At 55.0% G+C, this 17,271-nt stretch carries 15 protein-coding genes; 5 read left to right on the forward strand and 10 right to left on the reverse strand.

All coding sequences use genetic code 11. The features are described from left to right. The first annotated feature begins 153 nt into the window (after nt 1–153). Nucleotides 154–1,491: an NCS2 family permease gene (locus tag M2406_RS21860; RefSeq protein WP_012004497.1), complete on the forward strand. Its 1,338-nt coding sequence runs from the start codon at nt 154–156 to the stop codon at nt 1,489–1,491. A 39-nt stretch (nt 1,492–1,530) separates the two neighbouring features. On the opposite strand, the gene M2406_RS21865 is transcribed toward M2406_RS21860, so the two are convergent. From M2406_RS21865 to rpmH, 10 genes are all read right to left on the reverse strand, one after another. Continuing rightward, on the reverse strand, nt 1,531–2,583 hold the full coding sequence (locus M2406_RS21865; RefSeq protein ID WP_012004498.1) for a hypothetical protein: 1,053 nt from the start codon (nt 2,581–2,583) through the stop codon (nt 1,531–1,533). Between the two features lie 95 nt (nt 2,584–2,678). After that, the gene (locus tag M2406_RS21870) at nt 2,679–3,245 is read right to left on the reverse strand and encodes an NADPH-dependent FMN reductase (RefSeq protein WP_012004499.1); all 567 of its coding nucleotides are present in this window, start codon (nt 3,243–3,245) and stop codon (nt 2,679–2,681) included. A 174-nt stretch (nt 3,246–3,419) separates the two neighbouring features. Next, nucleotides 3,420–4,145: a 4'-phosphopantetheinyl transferase superfamily protein gene (locus M2406_RS21875; RefSeq protein WP_112362302.1), complete on the reverse strand. Its 726-nt coding sequence runs from the start codon at nt 4,143–4,145 to the stop codon at nt 3,420–3,422. 96 nt (nt 4,146–4,241) lie between these two features. Continuing rightward, nucleotides 4,242–5,555, reverse strand: a complete 1,314-nt coding sequence (locus M2406_RS21880) for a lysine N(6)-hydroxylase/L-ornithine N(5)-oxygenase family protein (protein ID WP_259191358.1) — start codon at nt 5,553–5,555, stop codon at nt 4,242–4,244. 122 nt (nt 5,556–5,677) lie between these two features. After that, nucleotides 5,678–6,478 carry an MBL fold metallo-hydrolase gene (locus tag M2406_RS21885; RefSeq protein ID WP_259191359.1) on the reverse strand — a complete coding sequence of 267 codons (801 nt, stop codon included), beginning with the start codon at nt 6,476–6,478 and terminating at the stop codon, nt 5,678–5,680. A gap of 29 nt (nt 6,479–6,507) precedes the next feature. Beyond that, nucleotides 6,508–7,872: a tRNA uridine-5-carboxymethylaminomethyl(34) synthesis GTPase MnmE gene (gene mnmE / locus M2406_RS21890; RefSeq protein WP_012004503.1), complete on the reverse strand. Its 1,365-nt coding sequence runs from the start codon at nt 7,870–7,872 to the stop codon at nt 6,508–6,510. A 102-nt stretch (nt 7,873–7,974) separates the two neighbouring features. After that, complete coding sequence (gene yidC, locus M2406_RS21895; protein WP_012004504.1) at nt 7,975–9,612, reverse strand: membrane protein insertase YidC; 1,638 nt, start codon at nt 9,610–9,612, stop codon at nt 7,975–7,977. A 2-nt stretch (nt 9,613–9,614) separates the two neighbouring features. Next, nucleotides 9,615–9,872, reverse strand: coding sequence for a membrane protein insertion efficiency factor YidD (yidD, locus tag M2406_RS21900; protein WP_012004505.1), 258 nt, complete (start codon nt 9,870–9,872; stop codon nt 9,615–9,617). Further along, on the reverse strand, nt 9,836–10,195 hold the full coding sequence (gene rnpA, locus M2406_RS21905) for a ribonuclease P protein component (protein WP_004950547.1): 360 nt from the start codon (nt 10,193–10,195) through the stop codon (nt 9,836–9,838). The genes yidD and rnpA overlap by 37 nt, the downstream gene beginning before the upstream one ends. A gap of 18 nt (nt 10,196–10,213) precedes the next feature. Next, entirely contained in the window at nt 10,214–10,354 is a 141-nt protein-coding gene (gene rpmH / locus M2406_RS21910; RefSeq protein WP_003849659.1) for a 50S ribosomal protein L34, read from the reverse strand. Nucleotides 10,355–11,036: 682 nt separating this feature from the next. On the opposite strand from rpmH, the gene dnaA reads away from it, so the two are divergent. From dnaA to gyrB, 4 genes are all read left to right on the forward strand, one after another. After that, a complete protein-coding gene (gene dnaA, locus M2406_RS21915) occupies nt 11,037–12,428 on the forward strand; it encodes a chromosomal replication initiator protein DnaA (protein WP_012004506.1) in 1,392 nt (463 codons plus the stop codon). A 4-nt stretch (nt 12,429–12,432) separates the two neighbouring features. Continuing rightward, complete coding sequence (gene dnaN / locus M2406_RS21920) at nt 12,433–13,533, forward strand: DNA polymerase III subunit beta (protein ID WP_012004507.1); 1,101 nt, start codon at nt 12,433–12,435, stop codon at nt 13,531–13,533. Between the two features lie 111 nt (nt 13,534–13,644). Continuing rightward, nucleotides 13,645–14,730, forward strand: coding sequence for a DNA replication/repair protein RecF (gene recF, locus M2406_RS21925; RefSeq protein WP_012004508.1), 1,086 nt, complete (start codon nt 13,645–13,647; stop codon nt 14,728–14,730). 18 nt (nt 14,731–14,748) lie between these two features. Beyond that, a complete protein-coding gene (gene gyrB, locus M2406_RS21930) occupies nt 14,749–17,163 on the forward strand; it encodes a DNA topoisomerase (ATP-hydrolyzing) subunit B (RefSeq protein ID WP_012004509.1) in 2,415 nt (804 codons plus the stop codon). Nucleotides 17,164–17,271 lie beyond the last annotated feature (108 nt).

Consider the following 17,271-nt stretch of genomic DNA (forward strand, 5'->3'; position numbering starts at 1 on the left):
ATCACGGATTGCCGATCAATCTCAGGAAATACAATCTGTTGAAGCTTTTAGCCGTAAAGACGGCGAAAAAAAGCTGTGAGCGGCGTCAAAACCCTGACTTTTTGTTATAGGATAGCCGGCGACGGTCCATTCCCTTCTTCGGAATTTCTGAAAATGAACAAACAAGTCACTGGCCTTGACGTTGAGCAAGGCTTGCTTGGGCGCGTGTTTAAGCTCAAGCAACATGGCACCACGGCGCGTACGGAAACGATTGCCGGTATTACTACCTTCCTGACCATGGTGTATATCGTGTTCGTTAACCCTCAAATTCTGGGTGCGGCGGGCATGGATACGCAGGCGGTGTTCGTAACCACCTGCCTGATTGCCGCTTTCGGCAGTATTTTTATGGGCCTGCTGGCGAATCTGCCGGTGGCGCTGGCGCCGGCTATGGGTCTCAATGCGTTCTTCGCCTTTGTGGTCGTGGGCGCAATGGGCATTTCATGGCAGGTCGGCATGGGAGCCATCTTCTGGGGCGCGGTCGGTTTGTTACTGCTGACCATTTTCCGCGTCCGCTACTGGATGATTGCCAATATTCCCATGAGCCTGCGGGTGGGGATCACCAGCGGTATCGGCCTGTTTATCGGCATGATGGGGCTGAAAAATGCCGGTATCGTGGTGGCGAACCCGGATACGCTGGTGACCATCGGCAGTCTGACCTCGCATAACGTGCTGCTGGGTGCGCTGGGCTTCTTTATTATTGCCGTGCTGTCCTCACGTAATTTCCATGCGGCGGTGCTGGTTTCCATCGTGGTAACCACCCTGATCGGCTGGGCGCTGGGCGATGTGAAATACGGCGGCGTGTTCTCCATGCCTCCGAACATTACTTCGGTGGTGGGTCAGGTTGATTTGGCGGGGGCGCTGAACATTGGCCTGGCGGGGGTGATTTTCTCCTTTATGTTGGTGAATCTGTTCGACTCCTCCGGCACTTTGATTGGCGTGACCGATAAGGCGGGTCTGACCGACGCGACGGGTAAATTCCCGCGCATGAAGCAGGCGCTGTACGTGGACAGCATCAGTTCGGTGGCCGGTTCGTTTGTCGGCACCTCTTCCGTTACCGCCTACATTGAAAGTTCCGCCGGGGTTTCCGTCGGCGGCCGTACCGGTCTGACCGCGGTGGTTACCGGTATTCTGTTCCTGTTGGTGATTTTCCTGTCGCCATTGGCAGGCATGGTTCCGGCTTATGCGGCTGCCGGTGCGTTGATCTACGTGGGCGTGCTGATGACATCCAGCCTGGCGCGAGTGAAGTGGGATGACCTGACCGAAGCCGTTCCGGCGTTTGTGACCGCGGTGATGATGCCGTTCAGTTTCTCAATTACCGAAGGTATCGCGCTCGGCTTTATTTCTTACTGCGTAATGAAGTTGGGTACCGGCCGCTGGCGTGAAATCAGCCCATGCGTGGTAGTGGTAGCGCTGCTGTTTGTGCTGAAGATTGTTTTTGTCGACGGTCACTGATACGAAAGAACAGGGCCGACATTTGTCGGCCCTGTAGTCTTAGGCGCCCGGCGTTGCATCGGGTGCCTGATGCAACATCCACTGCAACGGCCGTTTAAAACGCGCCCGCCAGCCGCCGTCGGGGCTCTCGCCCTGGGCAAAATGCAAAACCTTCACCTGATTATTCTCACCGAACAGATTGGCAAAGTGCATTGCCAGTGCCTGATCGCTGAAGTTTTGCCGTTCGTAGTAGGCCACCACCAGCCGCTTATGGGTCGCCAGCGATTGCTGTGCCTGTTTGATCCCGCCATTTGGGGCAATCAGCAGCGCACCGGCATAAAGTTGCGGGTATTTGGCCAACAGATTGGCAGCATGCAGCGCCCCCTGTCCGCGGGCGGCAAGGTAGATTTTCTGCGGATTGAGCTTTAATTCTTCGGTGGATGGCTGCAGAACCCGCTGGATCGCGCTCTGGGTGCTTTCGTCACTGTAATTTGACCAGCGGAAACTGTTTTCCGACAGCATCTGGGTGCCGTTGATCTCTATATAGGCGACGCCAATCTCACTAAAAAACAAGCGTTCTTCCGGTGTGATACCGGCGCTTTTGCCATAGGTGTGCAGGTAGACCACCGTTGGCCAGCCTCCGGGCGGCGGTGGGCCGTCAGGAATGGCATAGCTGGCTTTGCCTTCGAACCAATGAGCATGTTGCAGATAACGGGCTTTGGTTGCCGCCAGAATCGACTGGTAGGTACTGCCGTGTTGGATATTGTTGAAGGCGTCGTCCTCCAGCAGATTGTAGTAATACCATAACCCGCGATCGGCACTCAGTTGCAGATAGCGCTCTGCCAGTTCGGTCTGGCCCTTTTCCGCTGAGGAAGCCGCCAGTTGATAAGGTGCCCATATGTTACGGCCGTCTTCACGCATCAGCGTCAGATACAACGACATGGCTGCGATCTTTTTATCTTCCTGGCTCTGGGTGGTGCGTGGCAGTTGGGTGCTGAGTGGGCTATGTACCGGTAGCTCGATCGGCTCTTCTCCGGCGGGATAACGCATTTCTGTGGCTAATAGTGGTCTGGTGGTGAAAGCCAGTAAGATGGCTAAAATAAAAAAATACATAATTTTATGACTTTAATTTTAATGGGTTGGTAGTAACTCTCTGATTGAAATGACGCCTTCAATCGAATTTTTTATGAAGGCGTCAAAAAAGACATTTATTTCAGACGGCGAATATAATCGCTGAAGGCGGACAGTTGCCCGGTCAGGAAATCCAGCGTTCCCTGGTCAATGAGTTCCTCAGCCTGCGCATCCACTTTGTTCTGGATCACGCCGCCCATAAACTCCGGCTTATTCATCACCATCGCATCGAGGAACACCAGGATCTGGCGCAGATGATACTGGCAGCGCGCGCCGCCAATCGGCCCCATGGAACTGGTTTGGATCGCCACCGGTTTACCGGCTAACGGCTGATTCGGCAGGCGGGACAGCCAATCGATGGCATTTTTTAACCCACCGGGTACCGAATAGTTATATTCCGGGGTCACGATGATCACACCGTCGGCCTGGCGGATTTGCTCGGCAATGGCTTCCACCGAGGCGGGGAAGCCCTCTTCTTGTTGTACATCGGCATCGTACAGCGGGATATCACGGATAGAGGGAAGTGCTTCGATGGTGACACCCTGTGGCGCGAGGCCTGGCAGGGCGCGGGCGACCATCGCGTTGTAAGAGCCTTTACGCAGGCTGCCGAGCAGAGTGACGATTTTTAATGCTTGGTCTGACATGGTGATTCTCCCTTTCGAATGAACAGATTCAGCTTGGAACACCCAAAGATAGTAGGGCAAGAAGGGCGGGGAGAATAGATGATTACTGAATAATTGGCTGACTTTGCAGTTTTATGCAGAAATTTATCCGTTAAAGAAAGTTTTATCTTACAGATTAGCCATAAATCGTCGATGTCAGCGGTGGAGCGCCAGACTGGTTAATTTCACAAAGCGGGTAGAGAGCGCAGGGGCTCGCGGGGAGATTTCGCCGTGCTTGTGCAGGCCTTTACCCGCTTCGTATTGCCAGCAGATTAAGCGCTCCAGGTTGGGTTCACGTGCGCAAGCCCAACTCAGGTATTCGTCGGCATCGCTCATCACATGAACCTGGGGGGTGATGCTGGAGCGCAAATGGCCGGAAAAAGGGTGCAGCAGCAGCGTCGATTGTCCACTGTTACCCAGGCCGGAAAGCTTCAGCACGCTCTGGCGAATACTCCACAGTTGGGTTTCCGCCTCCAGCCGGTCGTACTGTGCGCTGATCCAGGCGTTTTCTGCCGGCGTTTGGTATTGGTGTTGCAGCTCTCTATGTTGCCCGGCACGGGCACGCATGACTTCAATATCCAGGCCTACCTTGCCTTCCTGGCTGAGCAAAACCCCCACCGTATCGCTGGCATAGGCCAGGCTGAAATCGGGCAGGTGATTATCGACGAAACAGGGGCGTCCGGTGGGGGTGGTGGCGAGAGCCGGCAATGTCGACAAGCCATAAAGATAAAACATCATTTCTGCGAGCAGGATGCGCCCCTGCAGGAAGCGCTGGCGGCGTTTAACGGAAAAAGCAGCGGTTGCAGCAACGACCTCGGCGGATAATCTCCGGGTATCCAGTGCGGTGGATGTGGGGATCCATCGGGCAAAATGACATGCCATTATTCACTCCGTGACAGAGGGGGCGCTGAAAACGCTGGGGAGTTAGATTAAGCATAAGTCGAGGATTTATCATTAAAAAACAGTATGCGTTTTATCCTATTTATCTGGATAAGCAATATCATTGTCCGGAGGAGCATCACTCCACCATTGGATCATCGATGCGTTCGGCGTCAGATCAAAATGGGGTTTGCCGAGCAGATGATTGAGGATGCGGGCCGAGCGCCAGGCCATCAGGCTGAGTCCCCCTTCTGCGCTGCCGTGGCTATGTATTCCGGCATTCACCGCATAAATACGATTCTGTTCAGGCCCCTGCCACTCAAGGTTAAAATCCGGCTGTAGCGGCAAGCGCTGTTTGTTGTCGAAAGGAATGCGTGACAGCAGCGGCTTTAGGCAGGACGGCAGCGAAGGGCGGTAACCTGTCGCTAAAATGACGACGTCGGCGTGAAACCCTTCCTGGCGGTTTTCCAAACCGTGGCGGGTGCGTAATTGATAGCCTTTGTCCGTCGGTTCGATCGCCAGCAGCGTACGGTGTGGTAAAAGACGGACATTACGCGGCTGGTGCATTACGTCGAAACGCATGTACAACTCGCGGTACAGCGTACGCAGCGTATGATTACTGATGCCGTCTGCAGGTAACTTCTGAGCCTTGATTTCGCGTTCGCGGATTTCCTGCGGCAGCGTATAAAAATAATCGACGTATTCCGGGGTGAAATATTCATTGGTGAAGGCGGACTCGTCCAGCGGTTGGAAGTTAGGCCGGCGGGAAATCCAGTCCAGCTGTGCGGCTTCTCCCCAATGGCCGCGTAGCGCGTTCAGGAAAATATCTGCACCACTTTGGCCTCCCCCGACAACGGTTACTCGCTTACCGGTCAGATCCGGGTTGCGAATGGCAATTTCTGCGGCATGCAGGCAGTTTTCGCCCAGTGCAGGGTAAAACTCCTCCGGCAGCCAGGGGTCGTGGCCGGTACCCAGGCAGATATTCTTTGCCCACAAAGTCTGGTTGATGGTGCGGACTTCGAACAGCTGCTTGTCATCGTCAAAATCAATACTTTCAACCGACTGTGAAAACTGTAGCCCATCTAATCTATCGCAGGCCCAACTCAGGTAGTCGGAGAACTCTTCACGGCTGATAATTTGCTGTTCGGTGATCAAAAATCGATAGATTTTTTTCTGCTCGACCAGGTAATTGATAAAGGAGAATTGGCTACGGGGTGTTACCGCCGTAACCAGGTCCTGCAGTACATAGGTCTGCATATAGGCGGAGGGCAGCAGCATGCCGGGGTGCCAGCGGAAGCTGGCGTTTCGATCGAGAAAGGTGTAATTGAGGACGCCACTTTCATAGGCCAGCGCGGCCAGACTGAGGTTGAAGGGGCCAAGGCCGACACCCAGTAAATCCAGTGGTTCATTCATTTTTTCTTATCTCTCCCGCCAAAAATCGCTGAGATAAGCTTAGGTGATTTTTGGCAAGCCAGGGGAGATAGCGATTGTTGTTCAGTGGTAGGGCGGTAAAAACTAATGTGCTTATTAGCGTTTTATTCCAGAACGAAAGTGTCCCCCGTCGCCGGCGATATCATCTCCGGTAACCACAGCTGCCCCCATGCGCCGGTACAATGGCATCCCATGAGCTTATCGGGTTTTTGCTGATTCAGAAATTGCCTGACCTGCCATATCAGGCGCGGTGAGGCGCAGCGCAGGTGGAAACCGCCGATCAACGCATGGATCTTATTGACCCCGGTGATCTTTTGGCAGTGGCGCACGATGTTAATGATCCCGCGATGCCCGCAGCCGGTAATAATCACCAGCCCGCGATCGGACTTATAAATCAGCACGCCTTCGTCGATAACGTAATCCACAGCCTCAGTTTTTCCGCCGATCACGCCATAGGCCTTCGGCTCGGCCACCGCGATCTCCCCTGACCACATAAAGCGTTCGCTGATATGCAGTGGCTCACGGCTGTATTCCATACGATGGCGGGAGTAATCGATATCCAGCGATAATTTTTTGATTTTCCGGCTATGGCCAAGCAGTTTTACCGCCGAATAGCGTTCATCGGCTATTTGCGGATGGCAAATGATGCGGCTGTTTTCGGGTAACCAGGGGACGCCGCCGCAGTGGTCATAATGGCCGTGTGACAGTACGGTAGCGGTTAGCCCTGACAGGTCAATGCCCATCAGTTCTGCGTTATGCAGGAAACTGCCATCGGGGCCGGTATCGAACAAAATCGAGTCCGTTTCATCCTGAATCAACAGGCTGAGTCCGGCTTTCACCCGCAGCGATTTGTCCGCGCCGGTGGCGCGGCGGTTTTCCAGTAACACTCTGAGCGTTAATGCCATGCCTGTTCTTTCCTTAGAAGGATGAGGGTTTACTTGCCGATACAGAAGCTGGAGAAGATGCGCCCCAGCAGGTCATCGGAGGTAAATTCGCCGGTAATTTCACTCAGCGCTTGCTGCGCCAGGCGCAATTCCTCGGCCAGCAGCTCCCCCGCGTAAGCGCTCACTAACTGTTCTTTGCCCTCGACCAGATGCTGGGCCGCTTGCTCAAGCGCCTGCAGATGGCGACGGCGCGCCAGGAAGCCACCTTCCATATTGCTGGTGAAGCCCATGCTCTGCTTCAGGTGGTCGCGCAGCAGATCTATGCCTTCGCCGGTACGCGCCGACAGGCGAATAAGTGAGTGACCATTTACTTCTGTCATGCCCAGCGTTTCACCGGTGATGTCGGCTTTATTGCGCACCACGGTGATTGGCAAGCGGTGCGGCAGACGTGCCATAAACTCTGGCCAAATCTCTGCCGGCTCGGTGGCCGCGGTGGTGGTGCCATCGACCATAAACAGCACGCGATCCGCCTGTTCGATCTCGTTCCATGCACGTTCGATACCGATGCGCTCAACTTCGTCGCTGGCTTCACGCAGACCGGCAGTGTCGATGATGTGCAATGGCATGCCGTCGATGTGAATATGTTCGCGCAAAACGTCGCGGGTGGTGCCGGCAATATCGGTAACAATCGCCGCCTCGCGGCCGGCCAATGCGTTCAGCAGGCTGGATTTGCCGGCGTTTGGCCGCCCGGCGATCACCACCTTCATCCCTTCACGCAGCAGGCTGCCCTGGCGCGCTTCGGCACGTACGCTGTCCAGATCGGCCATAACGCCGTTGAGCTGCGCTTCGATTTTACCGTCAGACAGGAAGTCGATTTCCTCATCGGGGAAGTCGATGGCCGCTTCCACATAGATCCGCAGGTGAGTAAGTGCTTCCACAAGCTGGTGGATGCGGGTGGAAAAAGCCCCCTGCAGCGAGTTCATGGCTGAACGTGCCGCCTGCTCGGAACTGGCATCGATCAGGTCGGCAATCGCCTCGGCCTGCGCCAGATCCAGCTTGTCGTTGAGGAATGCGCGTTCGGAAAACTCGCCGGGCCGCGCGATACGCATGCCTGGCAGCGCCAACACGCGTTTGAGCAGCAGATCGAGGATCACCGGCCCGCCGTGGCCTTGCAGCTCCAGCACGTCTTCGCCGGTAAACGAATTAGGGCCTGGGAACCACAGTGCGATGCCCTGATCCAGGGTGGCACCTGCGGCATCCCGGAATGGCAGGTAATCGGCGTAACGCGGCTTGGGTAGCTTGCCGAGCAGGGCCTGGGCGACATCTTTGGCGCCACGGCCGGAAATACGCAGAATGCCGACGCCGCCGCGTCCCGGCGGGGTGGCTTGGGCTACGATGGTATCGGTGGTGCTCATAGTGGTTCTCTTCTCTGACAATTCAATATGCAAAAAGGCGGTCTAATGACCGCCTCTTGGTGTTACTGCAAGGGTTCAGCGCGCCGAACCCCTACAATACGCTTAGGTTTTTTTCTTGTCGCGGCTGTGTAAACCACGTTTTTCCAAGCCGCGGTAAATCAACTGCTGCTGGAGGATGGTCACCAGGTTACTGACGATGTAGTACAGCACCAGACCGGACGGGAACCACAGGAAGAACACTGTGAAGATCACCGGCATGAAGGTCATGATTTTCTGCTGCATCGGATCAGTCACGGTGGTCGGCGACATCTTCTGAATGAAGAACATCGTCACGCCCATCAGGATTGGCAAGATGTAGTACGGGTCTTGCGCCGACAGGTCGTGGATCCACAGAGCGAACGGCGCATGGCGCAGCTCAACCGAGCCCATCAACATGTAGTACAGCGCCAGGAAGATTGGCATCTGGATAACCAGCGGCAGACAACCCCCCAACGGATTCACTTTCTCAGACTTGTACAGCGCCATCATTTCCTGACTCATGCGCTGTTTGTCATCACCGATACGCTCACGCATCGCCTGCAGTTTTGGCTGCAGCATGCGCATTTTCGCCATCGAGGTGTACTGCGCTTTGGTCAGCGGGTACATGATGCCGCGCACGATGAAGGTGATGATGATAATTGAGAAGCCCCAGTTACCGATAAAGCCGTGGATGAACTTCAGCAGTTTGAACAGCGGTTGGGAGATGAACCACAACCAACCGTAATCCACGGTCAGGTCCAGATGCGGCGCCAGTTGGGCCATCTGATCCTGCAGTTCCGGGCCTACCCACAGGGTGGCGTTCAGTTGCTGCTGCGCACCAGGCTGCACCACTACCGGAGTAGATTTGAAGCCGATGGTAGACAGGTTGTCGCCAGGCTTGGCGGTATAGAAGGTATTGCTACCCTGAGTTGCCGGTACCCACGCGGTGGCGAAGTATTGTTGCAGCATTGCAACCCAACCGCCCTGGGTGGTGACACTCAGGTTCTCGTCCTTATCGAACGCATACTTCTGATATTTGTCATCGCTGGAAGAGTAAGCCGCGCCACGGAAGGTGTGCAGGGCAAAGTTGTTGCTGCCGGTGTCACGGTGCTTAGGCAGCTCGGTGGTCTGCTTCAGTTGGCCGAACAGGGTCAGTTCCAGCGGAGTGGTGCTCTTGTTGTCGACGTTGTAGTCAACGGCAACCGCGTAATGATTGCGTTTGAGCACGAAAGTTTTGGTGTAGATAGCGCCATCTTTACCGGTAAAGGTCAGCGGGATGCGCAACTCTTCCTGGCCTTCCGGCAGGGTATAGCTGTCCTGCGCCGCCTGGAACAGAGGACGTTCGCCATTTGCCGGGTTATCCGGGCCGTTTCTGCCGGTCAGGCCGCTTTGCGCCTGATAAACAAATGCCGGTGTGGTTTCCAGCAGCTGGAATGGCGTCGATGAACCCAGAGTGTCAGGGTAGGCCAACAGTTTAGCCTGCTCGATATCACCACCACGGGTGTTGATGGTCAGCGACAGCACGTCAGTGTTTACGGTAATCAGTTTACCTTGGCCACTGGCTGGAACTGCTGAGCTTGCGGCATCACCGGTAGCTGGGTTCGAAGTCTGTTGCGTGGTCTGCGCGACTGGTTGCGGAGCATTGTCCGTTTGCCAGGCTTGCCAGATCATGAAAGACACGAACAGCAGAGCGATGAGGAGAAGATTGCGTTGCGAATCCATCGTTAGTGTTCTCTGTTATCGTCGGGTTTCGGCGGCACGGGATCATCGCCACCTGGGTTCAAGGGGTGGCATTTTAATACGCGTTTCAATGCTAACCAACTGCCTTTTATCATGCCAAACCTGCTTAATGCCTCAATTGCGTAATGAGAGCATGTCGGCTGGAAGCGACAACGAGGCCCAAGCAGCGGACTGATGACGAGCTGGTAAGCCCGCACCAGCCCGATCAGGATGCGGGAGCCTGGCGACAGTGGCGACGCCATAATTTTTCCAAAGCTTCCGTCAGTGCACGGTTATCCAAATCCGCTATCCCTTTTTTGGCCACCACGACAAAATCCATCGCCGGTAACTCGTGCTGACGTAAACGGAAGCTTTCGCGGGTTAGGCGTTTGATCCGGTTGCGTTCATGCGCGCGTTTGACGTGTTTTTTGGCGACGGTAAGACCGATGCGGGGATGCCCCAGCTGGTTCAGGCGGCCGAGGATGGTGATTTGCGGCGTGCCAGCCCGTTGTGGCTGCTGGAAGACGAAAGTGAAGTGAGTGGGAGTTAACAAACGTAACTCCCTGGGAAAAGCGAGCTTAACCACTCAGCGGGTTAGCTTTTATTACTTAGAAACAGTCAGACGAGAACGGCCTTTCGCACGACGGCGGGCCAGAACTTGACGACCATTTTTGGTGGCCATACGAGCACGGAAACCGTGGCTACGGTTACGCTTCAATACGGACGGTTGGAAAGTGCGTTTCATGGCGATTTCTACCTAAACTTAAAATAATTACTGATCAGTAAACGCGTTTGGCTATTCGGCGTGAAGACGACCGACGCCTCAATCGCAATATATAAAGAGGCGGGATTGTAATAATTGTACAGTCCTGAGTCAATTCACATTGCGCTAGCCTACCTGGTTGTCTGCCAATTCGGAGTAAAATCCGGTCTTGGCCCGTGGTCACCGCAGAATCCTGTCCGGTTAATGACACACCATTTAGGAACCAGGTACACACGTAGGGCGAAGATTATACGGACTCGGGGGTAAATCGCAAGGATCCCGATGCGATCCTTGGGGGCAAAGCAAAGGATCGGGCGTGGATAACAGGGTATAACCGGTTGACAATGTAAAAAATACCTTTCCGCAGGCGGGTTTTTGCCTGCAATTTGGCGAGGCTGGCGAAAAGATCGCCGCAGGCCGGGGCCTGTGGATAAAATGGATCTAATCTGTGATGAAGAGGAGGATCTCTTGCGCGGATTGCGCTATGATCCGTCATTCCGATCGCGATCTCTCAAGCGGGGATCGTGAGGGACATAAACCGTGAAAGGCGGTTCGCATCCCCCACAGGCAAACAGCCGATGCCGGGTATGTGTCAAAAATCATGAGTTATAAAAAATTAGCCTGATTCTTTTCTTTTATTGATCTTGTTCGAGTGGAGTCCGCCGTGTCACTTTCGCTTTGGCAGCAGTGTCTTGCCCGATTGCAGGATGAGTTACCTGCCACAGAATTTAGTATGTGGATACGCCCATTGCAGGCGGAACTGAGTGACAACACCCTGGCGCTTTATGCGCCCAATCGTTTTGTGCTGGATTGGGTTCGCGATAAATACTTAAACAATATCAATGGTCTGTTGAATGATTTCTGCGGTACGGATGCCCCATTGCTGCGTTTTGAAGTGGGCAGTAAGCCCCTCTCCCAAATCATCAGCCAGACCGTTACTGCCAGCGTCAGTGCACCCAGCGCGCCAATAGTGCGGGTTGCCGCGCCGTCCCGCCCAAGCTGGGACAACGCAGCGCCGCAGCCTGAACTTTCTTACCGCTCCAACGTTAACCCAAAGCATACCTTTGATAACTTTGTTGAGGGTAAATCCAACCAGTTGGCGCGTGCGGCGGCCCGTCAGGTGGCGGATAACCCGGGTGGTGCCTATAACCCGTTGTTCCTTTATGGCGGCACCGGCCTGGGTAAAACTCACCTGTTGCACGCGGTGGGTAACGGCATCATGGCACGCAAGGCCAACGCCAAAGTGGTCTATATGCACTCGGAACGCTTTGTGCAGGACATGGTCAAAGCCTTGCAGAACAATGCCATTGAAGAATTTAAGCGTTATTACCGTTCGGTCGATGCGCTGCTGATCGATGACATCCAGTTTTTTGCCAATAAAGAGCGTTCGCAGGAAGAGTTCTTCCATACCTTTAACGCCCTGTTGGAAGGCAATCAGCAGATTATCCTGACCTCGGACCGTTATCCGAAAGAGATTAACGGCGTGGAAGATCGTCTGAAATCCCGCTTCGGTTGGGGGCTGACGGTCGCGATTGAACCGCCGGAGCTGGAAACCCGCGTAGCGATCCTGATGAAAAAGGCCGACGAGAATAATATCCGTCTGCCGGGCGAAGTGGCGTTCTTTATCGCCAAGCGCCTGCGTTCCAACGTGCGTGAGCTCGAAGGGGCGTTGAACCGCGTGATCGCCAACGCAAACTTTACCGGCCGTGCCATTACCATTGATTTCGTACGTGAAGCGCTGCGCGATCTGCTGGCATTGCAGGAAAAGCTGGTCACCATCGATAATATTCAAAAGACGGTGGCGGAATACTATAAAATTAAAATCGCTGATTTGTTGTCCAAGCGGCGCTCGCGTTCCGTTGCCCGTCCCCGCCAAATGGCGATGGCGTTGGCAAAAGAGCTCACCAACCACAGCCTGCCAGAAATCGGCGATGCGTTTGGTGGCCGCGACCATACCACGGTGTTGCACGCCTGCCGGAAGATCGAGCAGTTGCGTGAGGAAAGTCACGACATCAAAGAAGATTTCTCCAATTTAATCAGAACATTATCTTCCTAGCGCTATGAAATTTATCGTTGAACGTGAGCATCTGCTAAAACCACTGCAACAGGTGAGCAGCCCGCTGGGCGGCCGCCCAACGCTGCCAATTCTGGGTAACCTGCTGTTGCAGGTGACGGAAGGCTGCCTGCTGTTGACCGGCACCGATCTGGAGATGGAGATGGTGGCACGCGTTGCCCTGTCCCAACCTCATGAAGCGGGCGCGACTACCGTCCCCGCGCGTAAATTATTTGATATCTGCCGTGGCTTGCCCGAAGGGGCCGAGATCACTGTGACGCTGGAAGGCGAGCGTATGCTGGTGCGTTCCGGCCGCAGTCGCTTCTCTCTTTCTACGTTGCCGGCGGTGGATTTCCCGAACCTGGACGACTGGCAGAGCGAAGTTGAATTTTCTCTGCCACAGGCGACCCTTAAGCGCCTGATCGAAGCCACGCAGTTCTCGATGGCTCATCAGGACGTGCGCTACTACTTAAACGGCATGCTGTTCGAAACCGAAGGTGAAGAACTGCGTACCGTGGCGACCGATGGCCACCGCCTGGCGGTGTGCTCGATGCCGATCGGTCAGCAATTGCCGTCGCATTCGGTGATCGTGCCGCGTAAAGGCGTGATGGAGCTGGTGCGTTTGCTGGACGGTGGCGATACGCTGCTGCAACTGCAGATCGGCAGTAACAACATTCGCGCCCACGTCGGTGACTTTATCTTCACCTCCAAGCTGGTTGATGGCCGTTTCCCTGACTATCGTCGCGTCTTGCCGAAGAACCCGGACAAAACGCTGGAAGCCGGCTGCGATCTGCTCAAGCAGGCGTTTGCTCGTGCGGCCATTTTGTCGAACGAGAAGTTCCGCGGCGTGCGGCTGTATGTCAGCCAAAACCAGCTTAAGATCACCGCCAACAACCCGGAACAGGAAGAGGCGGAAGAGATCCTCGATGTCAGCTACGACGGCACCGAGATGGAAATTGGTTTCAACGTCAGCTACGTGCTGGACGTATTGAACGCGCTCAAGTGTGAAGATGTGCGCCTGCTGCTGACCGACTCGGTTTCCAGCGTGCAGATCGAAGACGGTGCCAGTAAGTCTGCTGCCTACGTCGTCATGCCAATGCGGTTGTAGTTCATACCCGTCGTCTTTCAAGCTGCAGCGTTGTTGGCTGCACTAGCTGCAACTTGAAATCCATAGGGTATATAAGGTTGAATAACTTACCGTCATGGGTAAAGAGATTGCATGGCTCTGACGCGTTTACTGATTAAAGATTTCCGTAATATAGAAGCTGCCGATTTGGCGCTGGCGCCGGGATTCAACTTTCTGGTGGGTGCCAATGGCAGCGGAAAGACCAGCGTGCTTGAGGCGGTTTACACCCTTGGGCACGGGCGGGCGTTTCGCAGCCTGCAGGCCGGGCGGGTGATCCGCCACGACCAGCCGGAATTTATTTTGCACGGCCGTATTGACGGTGCAGAGCGTGAAATATCCGTAGGATTAAGCAAGAGCCGTCAGGGGGACAGCAAGGTACGCATCGATGGCAGCGACGGCCACAAAGTGGCTGAACTGGCGCAGTTATTGCCGATGCAACTGATTACCCCCGAAGGTTTTACCCTGCTAAACGGTGGGCCGAAATTTCGGCGTGCCTTCCTGGACTGGGGCTGTTTTCATAACGAACCCGGTTTTTTCACCGCCTGGAGCAACCTGAAACGGTTACTGAAGCAGCGCAATGCCGCGCTGCGCCAGGTCAGTCGCTATGCGCAGATCCGCGCCTGGGATCAGGAACTGATCCCCTTGGCCGAGCGTATCAGCGAGTGGCGGGCAGCTTACAGCGACGCGATTGCCGCGGATATTACCGCGACATGCGCGCAGTTTTTGCCCGAATTTGCCCTGAGTTTCTCTTTCCAGCGTGGCTGGGACAAAGAGAGCGACTACGGAGAGCTGCTGGAGCGCCAGTTTGAGCGTGACAGGGCGTTAACCTATACCGCGGTGGGGCCGCATAAGGCGGACTTTCGCATTCGTGCCGACGGCACGCCGGTAGAGGATTTGTTATCGCGCGGTCAGCTTAAACTGCTGATGTGCGCGTTGCGCTTAGCGCAGGGTGAGTTTCTCACCCGGCAGAGCGGGCGGCGTTGCCTGTATCTGATTGATGATTTTGCCTCCGAGCTGGACACCGGCCGTCGCCGGTTGCTGGCCGATCGCCTGAAAGCCACCCAGGCCCAGGTCTTTGTCAGTGCGGTAAGCGCTGAACAAGTGACCGATATGGCCGGTGAAAAGGGCAAGATGTTCCGCGTGGAACAAGGTAAAATAGAGGTTCAACCACAGGACTAAAATGAGCGAGAAACGTTGATGTCGAATTCTTATGACTCCTCAAGTATCAAGGTATTAAAAGGGCTGGACGCGGTGCGTAAGCGCCCGGGCATGTATATCGGCGACACCGATGATGGCACCGGTCTGCACCACATGGTATTCGAGGTTGTGGACAACGCTATCGACGAAGCACTCGCTGGCCACTGTAGTGACATCCAGGTGACCATCCATGCCGATAACTCCGTTTCGGTACAGGATGACGGCCGTGGTATCCCGACCGGTATTCACGAAGAGGAAGGGGTTTCTGCGGCGCAGGTGATCATGACCGTGCTGCATGCCGGCGGCAAATTTGATGACAACTCCTACAAGGTATCCGGCGGTCTGCACGGCGTGGGCGTTTCTGTTGTTAACGCCTTGTCCGAGAAGCTGGAACTGGTTATCCGTCGCGAAGGCAAGGTGCACGAACAGACCTACGCCATGGGCGAGCCACAGGCGCCGCTGAAAGTGGTCGGTGAAACCGATCAGACCGGCACCACGGTGCGTTTCTGGCCGAGCTATGAAACCTTCACCAATAATGTCGAATTTGAGTACGATATTCTGGCCAAGCGCCTGCGCGAACTCTCATTCCTGAACTCGGGCGTGTCTATCCGCCTGAAAGACAAACGCACCGACAAAGAAGACCACTTCCACTACGAAGGCGGTATCAAGGCGTTTGTTGAGTACCTGAACAAGAACAAAACCCCGATCCATCCAAACGTGTTCTATTTCTCGACCATGAAAGATGACATCGGTGTGGAAGTGGCGCTGCAGTGGAACGACGGTTTCCAGGAAAATATCTACTGCTTCACCAACAACATCCCACAGCGTGATGGGGGTACCCACCTGGTCGGTTTCCGTACCGCGATGACCCGTACCCTGAACAGCTACATGGATAAAGAAGGCTACAGCAAAAAAGCCAAAATCAGCGCCACCGGTGACGATGCGCGTGAAGGCCTGATTGCCGTGGTTTCGGTGAAAGTGCCGGATCCGAAGTTCTCTTCTCAGACCAAAGACAAGCTGGTTTCTTCCGAGGTGAAAACCGCGGTTGAAACGCTGATGAATGAAAAGCTGGTCGATTATCTGATGGAAAACCCGGGCGACGCGAAAATCGTCGTCGGCAAAATCATCGATGCGGCGCGTGCTCGTGAAGCGGCGCGTAAAGCGCGTGAAATGACCCGTCGTAAAGGCGCATTGGATCTGGCCGGCCTGCCGGGCAAACTGGCTGACTGTCAGGAACGCGATCCGGCGCTGTCCGAACTGTACCTGGTGGAAGGGGACTCTGCGGGCGGCTCTGCCAAGCAGGGGCGTAACCGTAAGAACCAGGCAATCTTGCCGTTGAAAGGTAAAATCCTCAACGTTGAGAAAGCACGCTTCGACAAGATGCTGTCTTCGCAGGAAGTGGCGACGCTGATCACTGCACTGGGCTGCGGCATTGGCCGCGATGAGTACAACCCGGACAAACTGCGTTACCACAGCATCATTATCATGACCGATGCCGACGTCGATGGCTCGCACATCCGTACGCTGCTGTTGACCTTCTTCTACCGTCAGATGCCGGAAATCATTGAGCGCGGCCACGTGTTCATTGCTCAGCCGCCGCTGTACAAGGTGAAAAAAGGCAAGCAGGAACAGTATATCAAAGATGACGAAGCGATGGATCAGTACCAAATCTCTATCGCAATGGACGGCGCAACCCTGCACACCAACGCCAGCGCACCAGCACTTGCCGGTGAGCCATTGGAAAAACTGGTTGCCGAGCACTACAGCGTGCAGAAGCTGATCGGTCGTATGGAGCGCCGCTACCCGCGTGCACTGCTGAACAACCTGATTTACCAGCCAACTTTGGCAGAGGGCGATCTGAGCGATCAGGCCAAGGTTAAAACCTGGATTGATTCGCTGGTGAAACTGCTGAACGACAAAGAGCAGCATGGCAGCAGCTATGACTCGGTGATCTTTGAGAACCGTGAGCGCCAGATGTTTGAGCCGGTACTGCGCATCCGTACCCACGGTGTGGATACCGACTACGCGCTGGACTTCGACTTCATCCACGGCGGCGAATATCGCAAGATCTGCGTGCTGGGTGAGAAACTGCGCGGCCTGATCGAAGAAGATGCCTTCATCGAACGTGGTGAGCGTCGTCAACCCGTTGAAAGCTTCGAACAGGCATTGGAGTGGCTGGTGAAAGAGTCACGCCGTGGGCTGGCAGTACAGCGTTATAAAGGTCTGGGTGAAATGAACCCAGAGCAGCTGTGGGAAACCACCATGGATCCGGAAAGCCGCCGCATGCTGCGCGTGACCGTGAAGGACGCCATTGCTGCTGACCAACTGTTCACCACCCTGATGGGTGATGCGGTTGAGCCTCGTCGTGCCTTTATCGAAGAAAATGCCCTGAAAGCGGCAAACATCGATATCTAACGCATTGATGGCTGTAAAAATCCGCGCCGGGCGACCCGCGCGGATTTTTTTACGCCTTTTTTGGCGCTGACATTACGGGCTGAAACGCGTTAGCATGGGGCAAAACCA

It is taken from the genome of Serratia sp. BIGb0163 (assembly GCF_024809935.1).
Lineage (GTDB): Bacteria > Pseudomonadota > Gammaproteobacteria > Enterobacterales > Enterobacteriaceae > Serratia > Serratia quinivorans.

Bases quoted from the DNA above. Each gene is read 5' to 3' on its own strand.
- M2406_RS21860 (WP_012004497.1), top strand. From the start codon at position 154: ATGAACAAACAAGTCACTGGCCTTGACGTTGAGCAAGGCTTGCTTGGG.
- M2406_RS21865 (WP_012004498.1), bottom strand. From the start codon at position 2,583: ATGTATTTTTTTATTTTAGCCATCTTACTGGCTTTCACCACCAGACCA.
- M2406_RS21870 (WP_012004499.1), bottom strand. From the start codon at position 3,245: ATGTCAGACCAAGCATTAAAAATCGTCACTCTGCTCGGCAGCCTGCGT.
- M2406_RS21875 (WP_112362302.1), bottom strand. From the start codon at position 4,145: ATGGCATGTCATTTTGCCCGATGGATCCCCACATCCACCGCACTGGAT.
- M2406_RS21880 (WP_259191358.1), bottom strand. From the start codon at position 5,555: ATGAATGAACCACTGGATTTACTGGGTGTCGGCCTTGGCCCCTTCAAC.
- M2406_RS21885 (WP_259191359.1), bottom strand. From the start codon at position 6,478: ATGGCATTAACGCTCAGAGTGTTACTGGAAAACCGCCGCGCCACCGGC.
- mnmE (WP_012004503.1), bottom strand. From the start codon at position 7,872: ATGAGCACCACCGATACCATCGTAGCCCAAGCCACCCCGCCGGGACGC.
- yidC (WP_012004504.1), bottom strand. From the start codon at position 9,612: ATGGATTCGCAACGCAATCTTCTCCTCATCGCTCTGCTGTTCGTGTCT.
- yidD (WP_012004505.1), bottom strand. From the start codon at position 9,872: ATGGCGTCGCCACTGTCGCCAGGCTCCCGCATCCTGATCGGGCTGGTG.
- rpmH (WP_003849659.1), bottom strand. From the start codon at position 10,354: ATGAAACGCACTTTCCAACCGTCCGTATTGAAGCGTAACCGTAGCCAC.
- dnaN (WP_012004507.1), top strand. From the start codon at position 12,433: ATGAAATTTATCGTTGAACGTGAGCATCTGCTAAAACCACTGCAACAG.
- recF (WP_012004508.1), top strand. From the start codon at position 13,645: ATGGCTCTGACGCGTTTACTGATTAAAGATTTCCGTAATATAGAAGCT.
- gyrB (WP_012004509.1), top strand. From the start codon at position 14,749: ATGTCGAATTCTTATGACTCCTCAAGTATCAAGGTATTAAAAGGGCTG.